Annotated in this window: 19 protein-coding genes and 1 tRNA gene; 13 read left to right on the forward strand and 7 right to left on the reverse strand. The window is 71.3% G+C overall.

All coding sequences use genetic code 11. The features are described from left to right. Positions 1-40 precede the first annotated feature (40 nt). On the forward strand, positions 41-538 hold the full coding sequence (locus G4X40_RS19180; RefSeq protein WP_277835209.1) for a MogA/MoaB family molybdenum cofactor biosynthesis protein: 498 nt from the start codon (positions 41-43) through the stop codon (positions 536-538). A gap of 13 nt (positions 539-551) precedes the next feature. Beyond that, positions 552-749, forward strand: a complete 198-nt coding sequence (locus G4X40_RS19185) for a hypothetical protein (RefSeq protein WP_277834866.1) — start codon at positions 552-554, stop codon at positions 747-749. A gap of 60 nt (positions 750-809) precedes the next feature. Here the strand turns inward: G4X40_RS19185 and G4X40_RS19190 are convergent, their stop codons facing one another. The 3 genes from G4X40_RS19190 to G4X40_RS19200 all read right to left on the reverse strand — a co-directional run bounded on the left by G4X40_RS19190 (position 810) and on the right by G4X40_RS19200 (position 2,733). Beyond that, positions 810-1,517, reverse strand: coding sequence for an SAF domain-containing protein (locus G4X40_RS19190; protein WP_277834867.1), 708 nt, complete (start codon positions 1,515-1,517; stop codon positions 810-812). A gap of 118 nt (positions 1,518-1,635) precedes the next feature. Next, positions 1,636-1,926: an FmdB family zinc ribbon protein gene (locus G4X40_RS19195; protein ID WP_277834868.1), complete on the reverse strand. Its 291-nt coding sequence runs from the start codon at positions 1,924-1,926 to the stop codon at positions 1,636-1,638. A gap of 201 nt (positions 1,927-2,127) precedes the next feature. Next, on the reverse strand, positions 2,128-2,733 hold the full coding sequence (locus G4X40_RS19200) for a 5-formyltetrahydrofolate cyclo-ligase (protein WP_277834869.1): 606 nt from the start codon (positions 2,731-2,733) through the stop codon (positions 2,128-2,130). 207 nt (positions 2,734-2,940) lie between these two features. Between G4X40_RS19200 and G4X40_RS19205 the strand changes: the two genes are divergently transcribed. The 8 genes from G4X40_RS19205 to G4X40_RS19240 all read left to right on the forward strand — a co-directional run bounded on the left by G4X40_RS19205 (position 2,941) and on the right by G4X40_RS19240 (position 9,544). Further along, the gene (locus G4X40_RS19205; protein ID WP_277834871.1) at positions 2,941-3,909 is read left to right on the forward strand and encodes a UTP--glucose-1-phosphate uridylyltransferase; all 969 of its coding nucleotides are present in this window, start codon (positions 2,941-2,943) and stop codon (positions 3,907-3,909) included. Continuing rightward, a complete protein-coding gene (gene glp / locus G4X40_RS19210) occupies positions 3,896-5,158 on the forward strand; it encodes a molybdotransferase-like divisome protein Glp (protein WP_277834873.1) in 1,263 nt (420 codons plus the stop codon). The genes G4X40_RS19205 and glp overlap by 14 nt, the downstream gene beginning before the upstream one ends. A 44-nt stretch (positions 5,159-5,202) precedes the next feature. After that, positions 5,203-5,880, forward strand: coding sequence for a GNAT family N-acetyltransferase (locus tag G4X40_RS19215; RefSeq protein ID WP_277834875.1), 678 nt, complete (start codon positions 5,203-5,205; stop codon positions 5,878-5,880). Between the two features lie 218 nt (positions 5,881-6,098). Further along, on the forward strand, positions 6,099-7,271 hold the full coding sequence (gene sepX, locus G4X40_RS19220) for a divisome protein SepX/GlpR (RefSeq protein WP_277834877.1): 1,173 nt from the start codon (positions 6,099-6,101) through the stop codon (positions 7,269-7,271). A 119-nt stretch (positions 7,272-7,390) separates the two neighbouring features. After that, a tRNA-Ala gene (locus tag G4X40_RS19225) sits at positions 7,391-7,466 on the forward strand. A gap of 124 nt (positions 7,467-7,590) precedes the next feature. Further along, the gene (locus G4X40_RS19230) at positions 7,591-8,682 is read left to right on the forward strand and encodes a hypothetical protein (protein WP_277834878.1); all 1,092 of its coding nucleotides are present in this window, start codon (positions 7,591-7,593) and stop codon (positions 8,680-8,682) included. A gap of 76 nt (positions 8,683-8,758) precedes the next feature. Beyond that, a complete protein-coding gene (locus G4X40_RS19235) occupies positions 8,759-9,196 on the forward strand; it encodes a DoxX family protein (protein WP_277834879.1) in 438 nt (145 codons plus the stop codon). Positions 9,197-9,277: 81 nt separating this feature from the next. Next, complete coding sequence (locus G4X40_RS19240; RefSeq protein WP_277834880.1) at positions 9,278-9,544, forward strand: GlsB/YeaQ/YmgE family stress response membrane protein; 267 nt, start codon at positions 9,278-9,280, stop codon at positions 9,542-9,544. Between the two features lie 11 nt (positions 9,545-9,555). On the opposite strand, the gene G4X40_RS19245 is transcribed toward G4X40_RS19240, so the two are convergent. Both G4X40_RS19245 and G4X40_RS19250 read right to left on the reverse strand, forming a co-directional pair. Further along, positions 9,556-9,930: a GntR family transcriptional regulator gene (locus tag G4X40_RS19245; protein WP_277834881.1), complete on the reverse strand. Its 375-nt coding sequence runs from the start codon at positions 9,928-9,930 to the stop codon at positions 9,556-9,558. A 40-nt stretch (positions 9,931-9,970) separates the two neighbouring features. Then, positions 9,971-11,527: a dolichyl-phosphate-mannose--protein mannosyltransferase gene (locus tag G4X40_RS19250; RefSeq protein ID WP_277835210.1), complete on the reverse strand. Its 1,557-nt coding sequence runs from the start codon at positions 11,525-11,527 to the stop codon at positions 9,971-9,973. Positions 11,528-11,560: 33 nt separating this feature from the next. Between G4X40_RS19250 and rsmI the strand changes: the two genes are divergently transcribed. Next, positions 11,561-12,394 carry a 16S rRNA (cytidine(1402)-2'-O)-methyltransferase gene (rsmI, locus tag G4X40_RS19255; RefSeq protein WP_277834883.1) on the forward strand — a complete coding sequence of 278 codons (834 nt, stop codon included), beginning with the start codon at positions 11,561-11,563 and terminating at the stop codon, positions 12,392-12,394. On the opposite strand, the gene G4X40_RS19260 is transcribed toward rsmI, so the two are convergent. Then, positions 12,306-13,724, reverse strand: a complete 1,419-nt coding sequence (locus G4X40_RS19260; RefSeq protein ID WP_277834884.1) for an aminodeoxychorismate synthase component I — start codon at positions 13,722-13,724, stop codon at positions 12,306-12,308. The two genes, rsmI and G4X40_RS19260, sit on opposite strands and share 89 nt — an antisense overlap. Before the next feature lie 19 nt (positions 13,725-13,743). Beyond that, positions 13,744-14,862 carry a DUF2786 domain-containing protein gene (locus G4X40_RS19265; RefSeq protein WP_277834886.1) on the reverse strand — a complete coding sequence of 373 codons (1,119 nt, stop codon included), beginning with the start codon at positions 14,860-14,862 and terminating at the stop codon, positions 13,744-13,746. A gap of 131 nt (positions 14,863-14,993) precedes the next feature. Here G4X40_RS19265 and metG point away from each other — a divergent pair, with 131 nt between their 5' ends. Continuing rightward, positions 14,994-16,838: a methionine--tRNA ligase gene (gene metG / locus G4X40_RS19270; protein WP_277834888.1), complete on the forward strand. Its 1,845-nt coding sequence runs from the start codon at positions 14,994-14,996 to the stop codon at positions 16,836-16,838. Then, the gene (locus G4X40_RS19275) at positions 16,835-17,677 is read left to right on the forward strand and encodes a TatD family hydrolase (protein ID WP_277834889.1); all 843 of its coding nucleotides are present in this window, start codon (positions 16,835-16,837) and stop codon (positions 17,675-17,677) included. Before metG ends, G4X40_RS19275 begins: the two co-directional genes overlap by 4 nt. Positions 17,678-17,914 lie beyond the last annotated feature (237 nt).

Here is a 17,914-nt window from a genome sequence, read left to right on the forward strand (position 1 = left end):
GGGTGGAGCGCAACCGGCGGGCGGCATTACGGTGGACCTCATGGAGATGCAGAACCCGATGTCCGGCCGCGCACTCGTGGTGATCGTCGACGATCGGGCGGCGCACCAGGGCACCCCCGACGCGACCGGGCCGCTGGTCACCGAACTGCTCACCGAGGCAGGCTTTCTCGTCGACGGGACGGTGCTCGTCGCCGCCGACCCGGTCGCGATCCGCAATGCGCTCAACACCGCGGTGATCGGCGGGGTCGACCTCGTGGTGTCGGTCGGCGGCACCGGGGTGTCGCCGCGCGACGTCGCGCCCGAGGTGACCTCGGAGATCCTCGACCGGGAGATCCCGGGCATCGCGGAGGCGCTGCGCACGTCGGGGTTGGCGGCCGGTGCCGTCGACGCCGGTCTGTCCCGCGGCGTCGCGGGCGTGTCCGGGAGCACCCTCGTGGTGAACCTCGCCTCGTCGCGGGCCGCGGTGCGCGACGGCATGGCCACCCTCTCGCCGCTCGCCGGGCAGGTCATCGCGCAACTGTCCGCGATCGAGGGCTGATCGGACCGGTCCCGTGAGCGAGCAGCCGAAACAGCAAGGCCCGGACCGGGCCCGGATCGACCGGGCCCGGCTCGACCGTATCTTCGGAACGGTGCTGCCGGAGACCACCGACGACGAGCGGGACCCCTCGGGTGCCCCGCAGTCCGGCGCGGCACGTGCGGCGGCCTCGGACGAGTGGCTGCGCCGCAACGTGCCGCCGCATCACGGCTGAACGGTCCGGACTGCGCCCGGCCGGTGAGCCGGCGGCGGGGTCATTCGGTGCCGGGTTCACTCAATGCAGGGTGACGGTCACGGTTCGGGTCAGCGAGGCCGCGGCCACGGCGGCGGCCTGCTCGGCGGGCAGGGCGATCAGCACGATCCGGTCGCCTGCACCGGTCCTGCCGCCGGTGGCGTTCGGCACCAGGACCACGACCGCGCCGACCGCGAGGGTGCTCGCCTGGGGTTGCAGGTCGGTCCGGTCGGGGTCGGCGGCCAGCACATCGACGCGGTCGCCCTCGCGGATCAGATCGGTGAGCGCCGCCTCGGGAAGCCGGATCGGCACCATGCGCGCGTCGGGGACTCCGGCTGCCGCAGCGGCGGACCGCGGGCCGAGCAGCCGCAGGTCGGTGATGATCTCGCCTCGTCGGACCGGGCCGGTCACGGTCTGCCGGAGCACGCTCGCGGCACCGCTGACCGCGCCCTCGGGGAGCGCATCGGGCGGGCGGTCGACGATGTCGATGTCGCCGGGGCCCAGCAGCCGGCCGGGGGAGAGGTCGTGCGCGGCGACCACCACGGGAACACGGTCACGACCGACGCCATCCCGGATGAGCAGCGCGACCGCGCATGCGAGCAGCAGCACGGCGACGACGCGCCGGGCCGCCGTGGTGCGGGACCATCCCGGCCGCAGCAGTCGCTCGAGTCGCTCGCGCGGCGCGGGTCCGAGGCTCTTCTCCGCGTCGTGCGCCAGCCTGCGGGCAATCGATCGACGTCCCCACTCCACCCCGTACCCCCCGATCCGCGGACAACTGCCATGAGCAGGCTAGGTCCGGAACGGCCGTGAGGCCGGGCGGTCGGGGTCGGCCTGTGGAGATTCCGAGAGGTTGTGGAGAGCCGGGCTGTCAGCCCGCGGCGGCGGCCGTGGTGGTCGAGCCGCTCGACGAGGAGGAGCTGGTCGACGAGCTCGACGCGGCGCTGTCCGACTTCGCTGCCGGCTCGCTGGCCGTGGAGCTGCCGCCGCGGCTGTCGGTGCGGTAGAAGCCGCTGCCCTTGAAGACGATCCCGACCGAGTTGAACAGTTTGCGCAGCTTGCCGGAGCACTGGGGGCAAACGGTGAGGGTGTCGTCGGAGAACGACTGCACGATGTCGAACCGGTTGTCGCAATTCGTGCAGGCGTAGGAGTAGGTGGGCACGGGGCTCCTCGCGTTCTCTGTGTGCCGGGTCGGTGTGGCCGGGCGTTCTCGAGTGTGGTGGCGGCAGGGCCGGGGCCGTGCCTGGCACTCCGCTGTCATGAGTGCCAACAACGACCATGGTACGGGTGTTCCCGACGGGCACCGTCGTCCGTGCCCGTTGTCGGGATTCGCCGGGGTCGGGAGGACCCGGGCGAGCGGGTGTCAGCCCGGCGCGAGCCGGACCGGTCCCGACGGTGTCAGCGCCCAGCCGACCCGGATGTCGTGGCGATCCGCCGGCAGTTCCGGGACCACCTCGTCGTCACGGACGACGGCCATGAGCACGGTGCCGGGCCCGGCGTGGACGAGGGTCCGGTCGTAGTAGCCGGCGCCGCGGCCCAACCGGACCCCGCCGCGGTCCACGGCGAGCGCAGGCACCAGCACCAGCGCCGCTTCGGCGACCTGTTCGGGAGCCAGCGGTGGGCCGACGGGCTCGCGCAGACCGAACCGGCCGGCCCGCAGTCCCGTCGCCCCCGAGAACTCGCCCCACTGCAGCGGCCCGGGCGGCCCGGTCACCGGGAGCAGCACGCGGGCGCCGGCCGAACGCAGCGCGTCGAGCAACGCGAGCGAGCCGGGCTCGGTCCCGGATGGGACATAGGCGCAGACCGTGCGCCCGCCCACCGCGCACGGCAGTGCGCCCGCCGCGACGATCCGGGCCAGCTCGGTGGCCTCGCGTTCGCGCTGCTGGGCGGGGACCGCGCCTCGGCCCTGCAGGGCCCACTCGCGCCAAGGCGTCTTGCCGTCGTCGGGACGCGGGGGGTCGGTGTACACCCATGTACCTTTCGTCCGAATCGGCCGGGTCTTCGGAACCGGTCCAGTGTGGTCTCGGCTTGCCCTGGGCTGTGGCGGTCGGGCACGCTGCCCTGGTCACTCAGGGCTGTGTCCGTCGTCGCTGTGTCCGTCGTCGTGGGCCCGGGCGATAGCGACTTCGAAGCGTCTTCACATCGACGTCTGAGCACCGATCGTTAGGGTAAGGGAATGACAGAGGCCGGCCATCAGCAGACCAAGCCGTTTCGCACGGCGATCGTGCCCGCAGCCGGGCTGGGAACCCGTTTCCTCCCTGCGACCAAGACGGTGCCGAAGGAACTGCTGCCGGTCGTCGACACCCCGGGCATCGAACTGGTCGCGACCGAGGCCGCCGAGGCAGGCGCGGACCGTCTGGTGATCGTCACCTCCGAGGGCAAGGACGGCGTGGTCGCGCACTTCGCGCACGACGCCGCGCTCGAGGACACGCTGGCGCGGCGCGGCAAGACGGAGTTGCTGGCGAAGGTGCAGCGCGCGCCGGGGCTGCTGAACGTGCAGGCGGTCGTGCAGGAGTCGCCGCACGGACTCGGCCATGCGGTCGGCTGCGCGGAGAGCGTGCTCGCCGACGACGAGGACGCGGTCGCGGTGTTGCTCCCGGACGATCTGGTCCTGCCGGTCGGTGTGCTCGACCAGATGGCGGCCGTGCGTGCGCGCTACGGCGGAACCGTCCTGTGCGCGTTCGACGTGCCGCGTGAGCAGGTGAGCGCCTACGGCGTGTTCGCGGTCGACGCCACCGGCGCCGGCAGCAATGTGCTCCGGGTGACCGGGATGGTCGAGAAACCCGCGCCCGCCGACGCCCCGTCGACACTGGCCGCGGCCGGTCGCTACCTGCTCGACCGCGCGATCTTCGACGCGCTGCGCCGCATCGAACCCGGTGCGGGAGGCGAGATTCAGCTGACGGATGCGATCGCCGAACTGATCGCCGAGGGCCACCCGGTGCACGTCGTCGTGCACCGCGGTGACCGACACGATCTTGGAAATCCCGGTGGATACCTCAAGGCTGCGGTTGACTTTGCACTCGACAGTGAAGAGTACGGACCGGAGCTGCGCGCCTGGCTGATCGATCGGCTGGGACTTCCACTCGCTATCGGCGAGTTGGAGGTGGAAGAGCTCCGAAGGGAAGGATTGAATGCGCTCGGTTGAAGAGCAGCTGAGCAGAGTCACCGCTTCGGCGGTTGCCCCGCGGCCAGTGCGAGTCGCGATCTCTGAGGCCCAGGGCTTGCTGTGTGCCGAAGAAGTGGTCACCGAACGGCCACTGCCGGGGTTCGACCAGGCGGCCATCGACGGATACGCGGTGCGCAGCGTCGACGTGCACAAGGCCGGCAGCGGTGAATTGCAGGACGACGACGGCAATCCGGTCGAGCTCACGCTCCCGGTTGTCGGCGAGGTGGCCGCCGGTTCGCGGCAGCCGACCCGGCTGCAGCCGCGGCAGGCGGTCCGCGTGGAGACGGGTGCTCCGCTGCCGACGCTGGCCGACGCGGTCCTGCCGCTGACCTGGACCAACGCCGGGCACGCCCGGATCGTGGTCCGCCGACCGGTCCGGTCGGGCGACTACGTGCGTCGGATGGGCGACGACGTGCAGCCCGGCGACGTCGCGGTACGCGCAGGCACGGTGATCGGCGCCGCGCAGGTCGGGCTGCTCGCCGCGGTGGGCAGGGACAAGGTGCTGGTGCACCCGCGTCCGCGGCTGTCGGTCATCTCCGTCGGCGGTGAGCTGGTCGACATCGACCGGTCGCCGGGCGCGGGACAGGTCTACGACGTCAACTCGTATGCGCTGGCGGCCGCGGCGCGCGATGCGGGCGCGGACGTGAGCCGGGTGGGCATCGCCGGCACCGACCGGCGGCGGTTGCGCGAGGTCGTCGAGGGGCAGCTGATCCGCTCCGAGATCGTGGTGATCGCCGGGGCGGTCGGCGGCGGTGCCTCCGAGCAGGTGCGTGAGGTCCTCGCCGACCTCGGCGACCTCGAGGTGGGCCGGGTCGCGATGCACCCGGGCTCGGTGCAGGGCTTCGGACTGCTCGGCCGCGACGAAGTGCCCACGTTCCTGCTGCCGTCGAACCCCGTCAGCGCGCTGGTGGTGTTCGAGGTCATGGTCCGTCCGCTGGTGCGAATCGCACTGGGCAAGCGGCAGCCGATGCGCCGGGTCGTGCGGGCCCGGACGGTCGCGCCGATCTCCTCGATCGACGGGCGGCGCGGTTACCTGCGCGGGCAACTCATGCGCGACGAGGCCACCGGCGAGTATCTGGTGCAGGCCCTCGGCGGCGCGGCCGGTGCGTCCTCGCACCTTTTGGCCACGCTGGCCGAGGCGAACTGCCTGGTCCTGGTCGATCCGGAACTGACCGCGGTGGGGACCGGCGACGAGGTCGAGGTGGTGTTCCTTGCCCAACGCGGCTAGCCGGGCCCGACGCGCGGGGGACCGGTGAACGAGGAAGCGCCGTGGTGAGCTTCGAGCGCCCGGGCTCGGTGAACCATCCGGGCTGGCCGGCCAGACTCGGGCCGTTGACGGTGGCGGCCGGCGAGGTCCGGCTGCGACCGGTGCGCATGCGGGATGCGGCCGCGTGGAGCAGGGCGCGGATCAGCGACGAGAAGTACCTGCGCCCGTGGGAGCCCACCGGGGTCGGTCCGTGGGACGCCCGCCACCACGTCAGCGCCTGGCCGGGGATGTGCGTGAGCCTGCGCGCCGCGGCGCGGCGGGGCCTGATGCTGCCGATGGTGATCGAACTCGACAGGCGCTTCAGCGGGCAGTTGACGATCGGCAACATCGTGCGTGGCCCGCTGCGGTCGGCGTGGATCGGCTACTGGGTCGCCAGTTCGGTCAAGGACGGCGGGGTCGCGACGGCCGCGGTCGCGTTGGCCGTGGACCACTGTTTCGCGGTCGCCGGTCTGCACCGGCTCGAGGCGACGGTCCGCCCGGAGAACCTGGCCAGCCAGTCGGTGCTGCGCAAGGTCGGCTTCCGGGAAGAAGGGCTGCTCCGTGACTACATGGACGTCGACGGGGCGTGGCGCGACCACATCTTGGTGGCGATGACGGTGGAGGACCACGTCGAGTCGGCGACCGCGCGGCTCGTGCAGGCAGGCCGGGCGAGTTGGAACGCCCCGCAATCGAGCAGGTCGTGATCGGGTCGCCGCGACGGGCGGCGACGACAACCGGGGTGTCGGGATCGGTGTCGAGCGCGGACGGGCTGTGAGGAGTCCCGAACAGCCCTGTAGGAATCACGATCAACAGCGGCGTGCCTGCCAGTTCGGCGTGGGAAGTGCGGATAGCCTGAACCTCTCGGTGGACGTCCGCCGGGAGCCGGAAGCGTGAGTGTCGGAAGCAAGAGGAGGTCACCGACGTGCCGAACTCGCTTTTGTGGATCGGACTGGTCGCGGTGTGGCTGTTCGTGCTCGTCCCGATGCTGATCAACCGGCGGGAGCCGATCCGGCGCACTGGCGACGCGACTCTGGCCACGCGGGTGCTGCACCGCGGCGGCATGGCCAGGATGGTGCGCCGCAAGCCCGGTCGGCGCAGCGATCCGGCCTGGTTGAGATCCAATGCGCGGGTCGCCGTCGACGACATCGGTGACGACGCGGCAGCCGACGAGCTTCCGGACCCCGCCGAGCGGACGGAGAAGCAGGCCTTCCCGACCGAGGACGTGCGGTCGAGCGAGGATGCGCCGTCGAGCGAGGATGCGCCGTCGAGCGGGAACTCCGTGGCGGCGGACGCGGCCGAAGCCGAGGCGGTGCATGCCGACGCTGCCGATGGCGATGAGGCTGCGGCGGATATCGAATCCGGTGGTGCGGTGGCTCCTGTCGTCCAGGCCGGTGAAACCTCCGGCGCAGGAGCCGATTCCGCTTCTGAGAGCAAGACGAAGTCGACTTCGGCGTCAGTGTCTGTGTCCGGTGGCACGCTTGCCGACCGCATGCTCGGCCGGACTCCGACGGTCGTCGCCGACGTGGCGTCCACCCCGACTCCGCCGGTCGAGGAGTCCGAAGCCCCCGCGACGAAGGACGAGGCCGATCGGGATCTCTCCGAAACCGTTGCGGCAGAGATGGACCAGCCCGGGGCGGACGACCCGCTGCCGCCCCCGGCGCCCCGCAGGCGCGGTCGCGGCGGCTTCGACCCCGAGGCGGATGCCGAGGCTCGGGCGGTGCGGTACGCGTCCCGGCAGCGGACGGTGGTGGGCCTCACGGTCATGGCGCTGGCGACGCTGGTCCTGGGGTTGCTGGTGTTCTCGCCCCTGCTGTGGCTGCACGGCGTGATCGACGTCCTGCTGGTGCTGTACCTGACGTATCTGCGGCGGCAGGTCCGCATGGAGCAGGAGATCCGCCGTCGCAGGATGGCGCGTCTGGCGCGTGGCCGGCTGGACAATGCGGGTCGGGAGCGTCGGCGTGGACCTGTCCCGGAACGGCTGCGACGGCCGGGTGCGGTGGTCCTCGAGGTCGACGACGAGGACCCGGTGTTCGACCACCTGGAGTTCTACCATCCGGCGGTGCACCACGACATGGCGCGCGCCTCCGGCCAGTAGGTCTCCGGGCGGCGGGCATCAGGCCGGAACCGGTACCTGGAAATGATGTCTGACATGCCGATTCGTTGTTTCCCTCCGGGGCCTGCTATCGTTTCCACGTCAGCCGGTGAGGCCGACGCGGGGCTGTGGCGCAGTTGGTAGCGCGACTCGTTCGCATCGAGTAGGTCAGGGGTTCGATTCCCCTCAGCTCCACCACCGAGAGGCGCCTTCCGAATCCGGAAGGCGCCTCTTGTCGTATTCGGGTGGGTGCGCTGCCGGTTCGACCCTGCGCCGCGGGCCGTGGCGGCCGAAGTCCGCTCGGGCACTAGGCTCTTCGTTCATGGCACGGCGATCCGGATCGGCAATCGCGGTCCTGCTGCTGCTCGTCGGCCTCGCGGCCTGCTCGTCGGCGCCGGACCCGCACGAGGTCGATGCCGACCGCGTCGAACACGCGCTGGCCGCGCTGCCCGAGGTGACGACGGCGAGCGTCGACTACACCGATCGGCCGAGCATCGGTCCGCGTGTGCAGGCGGTCGTCCGGGTTCGGTCGGGCGCCGACCAGCGGGCACTGGTCGCGATCAGCACCACCTTCGCCGCGCAACGCGGCGCCGCCGGGCTGGGCTCGGCGCCGGCGGATCTGCGCATCCAGGTGCCCTTCCCCGGAGAGTCCGCGCAGTCGCGCCAGGAGTTCCGGCAACAGGATTTCGGTGTCCCGGAGGCGGCATTGAGCGGGCAGATCGGACTCTGGCGAGATCTGGTGCGCGCCTTCGGTCCCGCCGTCTCCGGCGTGCTCACCGCCCGGACGGCCGTCGACCCCGCGACTTTGCCCTTCCGGCAGAAATTCACGGTGGACGTCCCGTCCGACGGTCGCAGCACGACCACGCTACTCGACGCGTACCGGCGGCTTGCGGCATTGCCCGGCGCCGACGATCCGGTCCACTACTGGGAGCTGGTCGACGCGGGCACTCCGCTGCGCTCGAGTCTGTCGTCGCCGTACGGGTTGCCGTCGGAACAGGTGACGGCGACCTGGAGCGAGCTCGAGGACGCATTCTCCAATCTGCCACCGGGCAGCGACTCGGGGCTGTCGCTGGTGGCCTACGACGGCCAGTGGACGGTGGACAGTCAGATCACGCTCCCCGGCGTCTCGATGACAACGGTCCCGCCCGGGTCGTTCGCGCCCGCGACCTACCGCACGCTGGTCTGGCCGCTGCTCACCGCGCAGACGCGTGTTCTCGCGCGGACCGGGCGGCCCTTCGCCTACCGGGTGGCCAGGGTGGGGGTGCCCGGGCCCGACGGCGGCTACGACTACTTCGTGCGGCTCGCGCCGAACGAGTGCCTGCGGCCGATCGACGACACCGGGGGCGGCTGGGGCCGGGACTTGCGCAACTACTACGAAGCGCTGCCCGAGCACCTGCCCACCAGCTGTCCCTGAGCAGCCGGCTACAGGGAGACGTCCCCGGTGGGACCAAGTAGTTGATTGCTCAACTACCGCTTGTATGCTGCGAGTCATGACCCCGTCACCGTTTCGTTCCGTGGTAGTGCTGCTCGCCCGCGTCGGGCTCGGCGTGATCTTCTTCGCCCACGGCTGGCAGAAGTTCTTCACCTGGGGCATCGACGGCACCCAGGCCTCGTTCGACAAGATGGGTGCCCCGCTGCCGGACGTCTCCGCGGTGCTCGCCGCGACAGTGGAGCTGGTCGGGGGTGCGGCGCTGATCGTCGGTCTGGCCGTCCCGGTCTTCGCGGTCCTGCTGTTCCTGGACATGCTCGGGGCGTACTTCATCGTCCACGCCGGCCACGGGATCTTCATCGGCGGCGGAGGCTACGAGCTGGTTTTGGGCCTCGGCACGGGCGCGCTGCTGCTGGCGGTCACCGGGGCGGGCCGGTTCAGCGTCGACCAGCTGCTCGGCTCACGGGCGATCTGGAATCGGCGCCCGGTCGCGGCCTGAACCGACCGCCCGCGGCCGCGGACCGAACCGGCCACGGCCGATACCCGGCGGAGCCGATCGAGCTCTGCGATACTTCGCGGCATGTTGATCATCGGGATCCTGGTGTTCGGAATGCTCATCGGTGCCGCCGCGCAGCTCGTGGTGGGCAAGTCGAACGCAGGCATCGACTGGGGCCTGGCCTTCGCCGCCGGCGTCATCGGGTCGTTCATCGGTGGGCTGCTCGTCAGCCTGATCGCCGGTGACGGCCTCGCCTTCCGCCCCAGCGGGATCATCGGCTCACTGGTCGGCGCCATCATCGTGACCACGGGGTGGTCGTGGTGGCGGAGGCGCGCGTCCGTGAACGGCTGAGGTTCGAGCGGTCAGGCGCCGGTGGCGCGCAGGGCCTGCTCGACCAGGTGCAAGGCCTGCGCGTCGTCGATTCCCAGATCCCGCAGGGTGCGCACGTAGTCCATCGCGGCCCGCTGGGCGTGCAGGCGGGTGGTGTCGCCGGCGGCGGCGATGAACGAGCCCTGACGCCCGCGGGTCTCGATGGCGCCGGACTCCTCGAGTTCGCGGTAGGTCCTGGCCACCGTGTTCGCCGCCAGCCCGAGGTCCGCGGCCAGTGCGCGGACCGTGGGCAGGCGGGCTCCGGCGAGCAGTTCCCCGCGCCGCACCAACTCGAGGATCTGCAGTCGTAGCTGTTCGAACGGCGGCGTCGACGACGAGTCGTGGTCGATCCGAATGTCCAGGCTCATAGCTTGCGTCACCTTCCCGGTGGTGCGTCCCTGTGTTGTGTCAGCGCCAACTGGGCAGCCAGAGTTGCTGCTGCCATTGTTCGGGGGTGAGTGCACCGGCGGTCAGGATCGGCCACAGCCAGATGAAGTTCACCACCACCAGTGCGACGTAGCCGCTGACCAGCATCAGCCCCAGTGTGCGTCGTTCGGGATGTGCGCGTGCCCGGCCCAGGATCTGTCCCAGCGTCAAGGCCAGCAGGATCACCATGAACGGCGCCATCGGCACGGCGTAGAAGTAGTACATCTGCCGGTCCAGGTTCAGGAACCACGGCAGGAAACCGGCCAGGTAGCCGACCAGTGCGGCCGCGAAACGCCAGTCGCGACGGACCACCGTGCACCACGTCGCCCACGCCAGCAGCGGCACCGCCAGCCACCACATGGCCGGCGTGCCGACCAGCATCATCGCGCGTACACACTCGTTCGCGTCGCACCCCTTCACCTGCGGACCCTGGGCGAAGTAGTACAGCATCGGGCGCAGGCCCATCGGCCACGTCCACGGCTTGGACTCCCACGGATGGTGATAGCCCGCCGAGTTCGTCAGGTGCTCGTGGAAGTTCAGGACGTTGCCGCTGTAGTACCAGAGGCCGCGCAGCGCGGGGGGTACGAACGAGAAGTCGCCGTCGGTGCCGACCTTGTAGCCGACCACGTGCCGATCCACGCCGATCTCGCTGGCGAACCAGGCCCAGAAGCTCGCCAGGTACAGGCCCAGCGGCAACACCACGAGGCTGGCGACCGAGCGCCACGAGTCACGGACGAACGTGCCGAGCCAGGGACGCTGGACCCCGTAGGCGCGCCGGGCTGCGACGTCGAAGCCGACACACAGCAATCCGAAGAACGCCACGTAGTAGAGGCCGCCCCATTTGCAGGCGCAGGCAAGTCCGAGCATGACGCCGGTGGTGAAACGCCACCAGCGGAAGCCGAGTCGCGGACCGAGCGGGGTGTCGGCGATCCGCCCCTCGACCCACACACGGTGCAGACGCCGGCGCACCTGATCACGGTCGACGATCAACGCGCCGAATGCGGCGACCACGAACAGGGCCTGGAAGATGTCGAGCATGCCGAGCCGCGACGAGACGAACGTGACACCGTCGGCGATGACGAGGATGCCGGCGATGGCGCCCACCAGGGTGGACCGCGCCATGCGGCGGGCGATCCGGATGACGAGCAGCACCAGCACCGTGCCGACGACCGCGGAGGCGAACCGCCACCCGAACCCGGTGTACCCGAAGATCGCCTCGCCGATCGCGATCAGCTGCTTGGCCAGCGGCGGGTGGACCACCAGTTCGTAGCCGGGATTGTCCTCGATCCACCCGCCGTGCAGCATCTGCCAGGCCTGGGGGACGTAGTGCTTCTCATCGAACACAGGGGTGCCGGCATCGGTCGGGTACCCGAGCAGAACGAACCTGGTCGCGGCCGCTATCGCGCTGAGGACCAGCGTGACCACCCAGCCCCGGAATCGGTCGGTCGGCCCGAAGTCCGGTGCGGGAGCGAGGGGTTGCGGACTGGTGACGGGCGTGTCCTCCGGCGGGCAGGGTGGCTTGTCGGCCGCGTCGGTCAGGGTCGTCACGCGATGATCGTAGGCTGTGCAGCCATGAGTGGGCGTCTGGTACTGGCTGCAACCCCGATGGGCGAGATCCGCGATGCGTCGCCGCGACTGTGCGAGGCGCTCGGCTCCGCCGACGTCGTCGCCGCGGAGGACACCCGGCGCACCCGCACGCTGGCGGCCGCGCTCGGCGTGCAGATCACAGGCAAGGTCGTGAGCTTCTACGACCAGGTCGAGACCAGCAGGCTGCCGATGCTCGTCGCCGAGGTGGCGCAGGGGAGGACCGTACTGTTGGTCACCGACGCCGGCATGCCCTCGGTCAGCGACCCGGGGTATCGCCTGGTGCAGGCCTGCGTGGCGGAGGACCTTCCGGTCACCTGCCTGCCCGGTCCGTCTGCGGTGACCACTGCGCTCGCGTTGTCCGGGCTGCCCGTGGAGCGGTTCTGCTTCGACGGATTCCCGCCCCGCAAGCCCGGTGCCCGCCGCGCGTGGTTCGAGACGCTGACATCCGAGCCGCGGGCGTGCGTGTTCTTCGAGGCGCCGCACCGGTTGGCGGCCTGCCTGCAGGACGCGGTCGACGTACTCGGCGGCGACCGTCGGGCCGCAGTGTGCCGGGAACTGACTAAGACGTATGAGGAGGTCAAGCGCGGCACCCTCGGCGAGCTGGCCCAGTGGGCAGCCGAGGGTGTGCGCGGTGAGATCACCGTCGTGCTGGAGGCGGCGAGGCCGGTTGCCGCGGATCCGGTCGAACTGGTGGATGTGGTCGAGCGGCAGGTGTCCGACGGGGCCCGGCTCAAGGACGCGTGCGCGACCGTTGCCGCCGAGGCCGGGGTGTCCAAGCGGGAACTGTACGAGGCGGTGCTGGCGGCTCGGCGGGACTGAGCGGTACCGCAGAGCACGACACACCGAGGATCGACGCGGCCTTGTCGAGGCATTCCTGCCATTCCGCCGCGGGATCGGAGTCGATCGTGATGCCGCCGCCCACGCCGAGCCCGACGGTGCCGGTGTCCGCACCCGGATGGTCGGGCGCGAACTCGACCGTCCGGATCGCGACGTTCAGTTCGAGTCCGGCGAGCGGGGAGGCCATGCCGACCGCACCGCAGTAGACCCCGCGGTGCTCGGGCTCCCATTCGGACAGCAGCTGCCGGGCCCGGTGTTTCGGCGTTCCCGTCACCGAGGCCGGCGGGAAGGTGGCGGCGAGGAGCCCCGCATTGCCCACCTGCTCGGGGACGGCGGCGGCGACGGTCGACACCAGATGCCATACCCCCGGGGCAGGGTGCACCGACAGCAACTCGCGCACCGTCACCGATCCGGGCAGCGCGAGGCGCCCGAGGTCGTTGCGGACGAGGTCGACGATCATCACGTTCTCGGCTACGTCCTTCACCGACGCGCGCAGGCGCGCCGGGTCCGCGCTCAGCGGCAACGTGCCCTTGATCGGGCTCGACCGCACCTGCTCGCCGCGGCGGGCGAGAAACAACTCCGGCGACAGCGAGGCCACTGCGCCCCACTCGCCGGCGACGAACGCGGCTCGGGCGGGCGAACTGCTGCGCACGGCGTCGACGAAGAACCCGAGCGGCTCCCCGCGGTATCGTCCGCCGAAACGGCCGCACACACACGCCTGATAGACCTCGCCGGCGCGGATCGCCTCGAGACAGGCCTCCACCCCGCGGCGGTGCGCGGCGCGGTCCGGCGGCGTCCACCCGATGTGCCACTGCGCGGGCTCCCGGTGCGCGGTCCCGTCCCGCGCGGTCGTTTCCCTCGCATCCCCGGTCGGCGGGTCCGGCTCGACCGCGGCGCGCAGTTCGGCCGGGCACGGGACGCCGGTGAGCGACTCGTACCACCAGCAGCCGGCCTGGTCCTGGCGCAGCACACAGTCGGTCCAGCCGCCCGCCGCCGACGGCAGGCGCGGTTCGGCCGCACCCGAGGCGACGGACCGGTCGGGATAGCCCAGATAACCGATCCACCCGCCGCCGACGACCGGGCGAGGGGCCGTGGGTGTCGCCGGTGCCGCCGGACCGGCCATGGCCACGTCGAACGCGGACGCGGGCGGGTGCGCGACCGCCCGGACCGACGGCGCCAGCACCGCCCGTGAGTCGAACCAGTTGCCGGTCAGCGCCGCCGGCGGTGCCAGCCCCGACCGCGCCGACCTGTGGTGCAGCGCCGACAGCACCGCATCCGCACTGCCGAGGTCGCCGAGCCGATCGATCCGCACGGCATCAGCCTGTCATCGGTCAACCGCGCTCGATCCGCCGGGGACCGGTGGCCAGGTTCGCGTCGTCGGCCGCCGCGCGCCCGGCGTGCCAGCCCTCGGCGTCGACCGGGCGGGCCCGGGTCGTCCTGGTCCGCGGGAACAGCCGGGTCAGTTCGGCGTCGACCGCCGCCGACCGCCGCGCCAACGCCGGCAGCAGGTCGTCGACCGACAGGTGCGCCTCGGCGGCCGCCTCCGCGGTGGCCCGATCGTCCGCGCGCTGCAACCGCTCACCGATCCGGTCGGCGAAACCGGTGTAGAACGCCTTGCGGTAGGCGGTCGTGCGATGGCCGGCCGCGCCGGCGAGCCCGCCGGACGCGCCCTTGGCCCCCTGCAGCGCGCGGGTGGCCTGTACCAGCAGCGAGGTGAACAGCATCTCGACCTGCTCGAGGTCGATGCGGTGCCCGACGATGGTGGCGATCGCGACATCGGGCGCGAACACCGCCTGCACCCGGTTGGCCCGGCCGATGACCGCCAGCAGGTGGAACTTGGCGCCGACATAGGGGTTCTCCAGATGGACCCGGCGAGCCCCGGCCTTCGGACCGGCCGACCCCGGATCGGCGGCCAGCAGTGCAGCACCGATCGCATACCGCGTCATCAGCTCCTGCGCCTTGGCGGTGAGTGTCTCGGCCTCCTCTGGGAAGTCGGTCGATTCGGCCTTGGCCAGCAGCCCGCGGATCCGGCCGAGCACGCGCGGGTCGACCGCGCCCGGCTCGTCGTCCTCGGCGCCGGACCGCGCGGCGGGCCATCGGCTCGGCGTCGCACACAGCGGGACCCACCTGGGCAGCCGCGCCCACAGCAGCGACAGCGCGCGCCGCTGGTGCGGCGTCGTCGCCTCGGCGCCGGGGCGGGCCATGTCGCGCACCGCGTGCAGTTGCCGGACCCACTCCCGTGGCGCCCGCGCCTCTGCCCGGCTGACCGCGGCCTCGTGCACGACCGCCGACGCGGCCAGCGCCGTCAGGCTCCGGTCCGTCGACCGGCGCGTGACGTGCAGCACGTCGGCAGGCTGCCAGCCGCCCTCGTAGAGCGTGCGCAGCGCGTCGATCAGCAGCAGGTCCTCCACCCCGATGCCGACCGACTCCGCGTCCACCGTCTGCGTCATCCCGATCACACCCCTGTCTCGAAGAAACGTTCGATTCGCGATGTGGTGGAGTATGGCCTCGGCCACCGACAAGTTACGTCGACCAGTACCGCCGTACTCCGACGCGCGGCCGGACCAATAGGCTGGGGGTCATGTCTACCCCTGTGCTCACCGCGGTTGCCTGGCCTTATGCGAACGGGCCGCGCCACATCGGCCATGTTTCCGGGTTCGGCGTGCCGTCCGACGTGTTCGCGCGCTTCCAGCGAATGTCGGGCAACGACGTGCTCATGGTCTCCGGCACCGACGAGCACGGCACGCCGATCCTGGTGCAGGCCGACGCGGAGGGCATCACCCCGGCGCAGCTGGCCGACCGCTACAACCGGGTCATCGTCGGCGACCTGCAGGGGCTGGGGCTGAGCTACGACCTGTTCACCCGCACCACCACCCGCAACCACTACGCCGTGGTGCAGGAGCTGTTCCGCACGCTGCACCGCAACGGCTACCTCGTCCCCAAGACGACGACCGGCGCGATCAGCCCGTCGACCGGGCGCACGCTGCCCGACCGGTTCGTCGAGGGCACCTGCCCGATCTGCGGCTACGACGGCGCGCGCGGCGACCAGTGCGACAACTGCGGCAACCAGCTCGACCCGATCGATCTGGTCAACCCGCGCAGCAAGATCAACGGCGAGACGCCGAAGTTCGTCGAGACCGAACATTTCTTCCTGGACCTGCCGGCGCTGGCCGACTCGCTGACCGGCTGGCTCAAGGGCCGGACCGACTGGCGTCCGAACGTACTGCGGTTCAGCCTGAACCTCATCGAGGACATGCGCCCGCGCGCGATGAGCCGCGACATCGACTGGGGCATCCCGATCCCGCTCGAGGGCTGGGCCGACCGTCCGGACAAGAAGCTCTACGTGTGGTTCGACGCGGTCATCGGGTACCTGTCCGCGAGCATCGAATGGGCCGCCCGCATCGGCGAGCCCGAGGCGTGGCGCAAGTGGTGGACCGATCCGCAGGCCGTGAGCTACTACTTCATGGGCAAGGACAACATCACCTTCCACTCGCAGATCTGGCCGGCCGAGCTGCTCGGCTACAACGGCAAGGGCGCCAACGGCGGCCAGGTCGGCCCGCTCGGCGAGATCAACCTGCCGACCGAGGTCGTGTCGTCGGAGTTCCTGACGATGAGCGGGTCGAAGTTCTCCACCAGCCGCGGCACCGTGATCTACGTCGGCGACTTCCTTCGCGAGTACGGCCCGGATGCGTTGCGGTACTTCATCTCCGTCGCGGGACCGGAGACCCAGGACACCGACTTCACCTGGGACGAGTTCGTCCGGCGTACCAACAACGAGCTGGCCAACGAGTGGGGCAACCTGGTCAACCGTTCGGTGTCCATGGCGCACAAGAACTTCGGTCAGATCCCGAAGCCGGGCACCCTGACCGACGCGGACGCGGCGCTGCTGCAGACTGCGAAGGCCGCCTTCGACACCGTCGGAGCGCACCTGGGCCGCAGCCGATTCCGTGCGGCGGCGGGTGAGGCGATGCGCGTGGTGACCGCGGCCAACCGGTACATCTCGGACACCGAGCCGTGGAAGCTCGCCAAGGATCCCGACCAGGCCGACCGCCTGGCCACCGTGCTGCACACCTCGCTGCAGGTCGTCTCGGACGCGAACGCGATGCTCACGCCGTTCCTGCCGCACTCGGCGCAGAAGGTGCACGAGGCGCTCGGAGGTCAGGGCGTGTGGGCGGCGCTGCCGGAGATCCGCGAGGTCGACGACCTGGTCTCCGAGGTGCTCCCCGAGGGCCCGGTCGGTGTCGGCCTGCCCGCCGAGGGGCGCAGCTACCCGGTCATCATGGGCGACTACGCGAACGAGCAGGCGCAGTGGTCGCGCACGGAGATCACTCCCGGCACGCCGCTGGCGAAGCCGTCGCCGCTGTTCGCCAAGCTCGACACCGCGCTCGGCGAGACCGGGCCCGAGTGGGCGCCGATCGCCAAGTGAGCAAGCGGCCCGCCCCGCCCCTGCCCGAGCGGCTCGCGCCGCTGGTCGACGCGCACACCCACCTGGACGCATGCGGAGCGCAGGATCCGTCGGCCGACGGCGGCGCCTCGGTGGCCGCGATCGTCGACCGTGCCGCGGCGGTAGGCGTCGGGCGGGTGGTGACCATCGCGGACGACCTGCAGGCCGCGCGGTTCGCGGTCGCGGCCGCGAACTCGGACCCGCGGGTGTACGCGGCGACCGCGCTGCACCCCACCCGCGCCGACGCCCTCGACGACGCCGCGCGGGCCGAGTTGGAGCGGCTCACCGAGGATCCGCGCGTCGTAGCGGTGGGGGAGACCGGACTGGACTGGTATTGGCCGGGCAGGCTCGACGGCTGCGCGGAGCCGCAGGTCCAGGTCGAGGCGTTCCGTTGGCACATCGACCTGGCCAAGCGCCGCGGCCTGCCGGTGATGATCCACAACCGCGACGCCGACGCGGACGTGCTGCGGATCCTGGCGGAGGAGGGCGCGCCGGAGACGGTGATCTTCCACTGCTTCTCGTCGGGCCCGGAGACCGCGCGGGCGTGCATCGACGCCGGCTACGTGCTCAGCTTCTCGGGCACGGTGAGCTTCAAGAACGCCCGCGGCACCCGCGATGCCGCGCAGCTGGTTCCGGCCGGTCAGCTCATGGTCGAAACGGACGCGCCGTTCCTGACACCGCACCCGTACCGCGGCGCGCCGAACGAGTCGTACTGCCTGCCGTACACGGTCCGGGCGCTGGCCGAGATCCGCGGCGAGGATCCCGTCGAGACCGCCCGCGCGACGACCGCGACCGCCGAGCGGGTGTACCGGCTGGCGTGACCGACACGCCGGTCAGTTACCCACATCACATTCTGCTTGATCGTCGCTGGTGGTGGCCGTGGTCGGGCGGCGGCTCGTGATCTTCCCGGCGGGGTCGGTTTGCGCGCAACACACCGTTTCGTTACCGTTTCGTGATCGAGAAGGCCGGGATGGGGATATCCCGGGTGCACATGACCCGAAGGGCGCTGCGCCACACGGGTTTCCGTAGCAATCACTGCGTGCGCCCACCCCTGCCCG

Source organism: Speluncibacter jeojiensis (assembly GCF_029589495.1).
Taxonomy (GTDB): domain Bacteria; phylum Actinomycetota; class Actinomycetes; order Mycobacteriales; family Mycobacteriaceae; genus Speluncibacter; species Speluncibacter jeojiensis.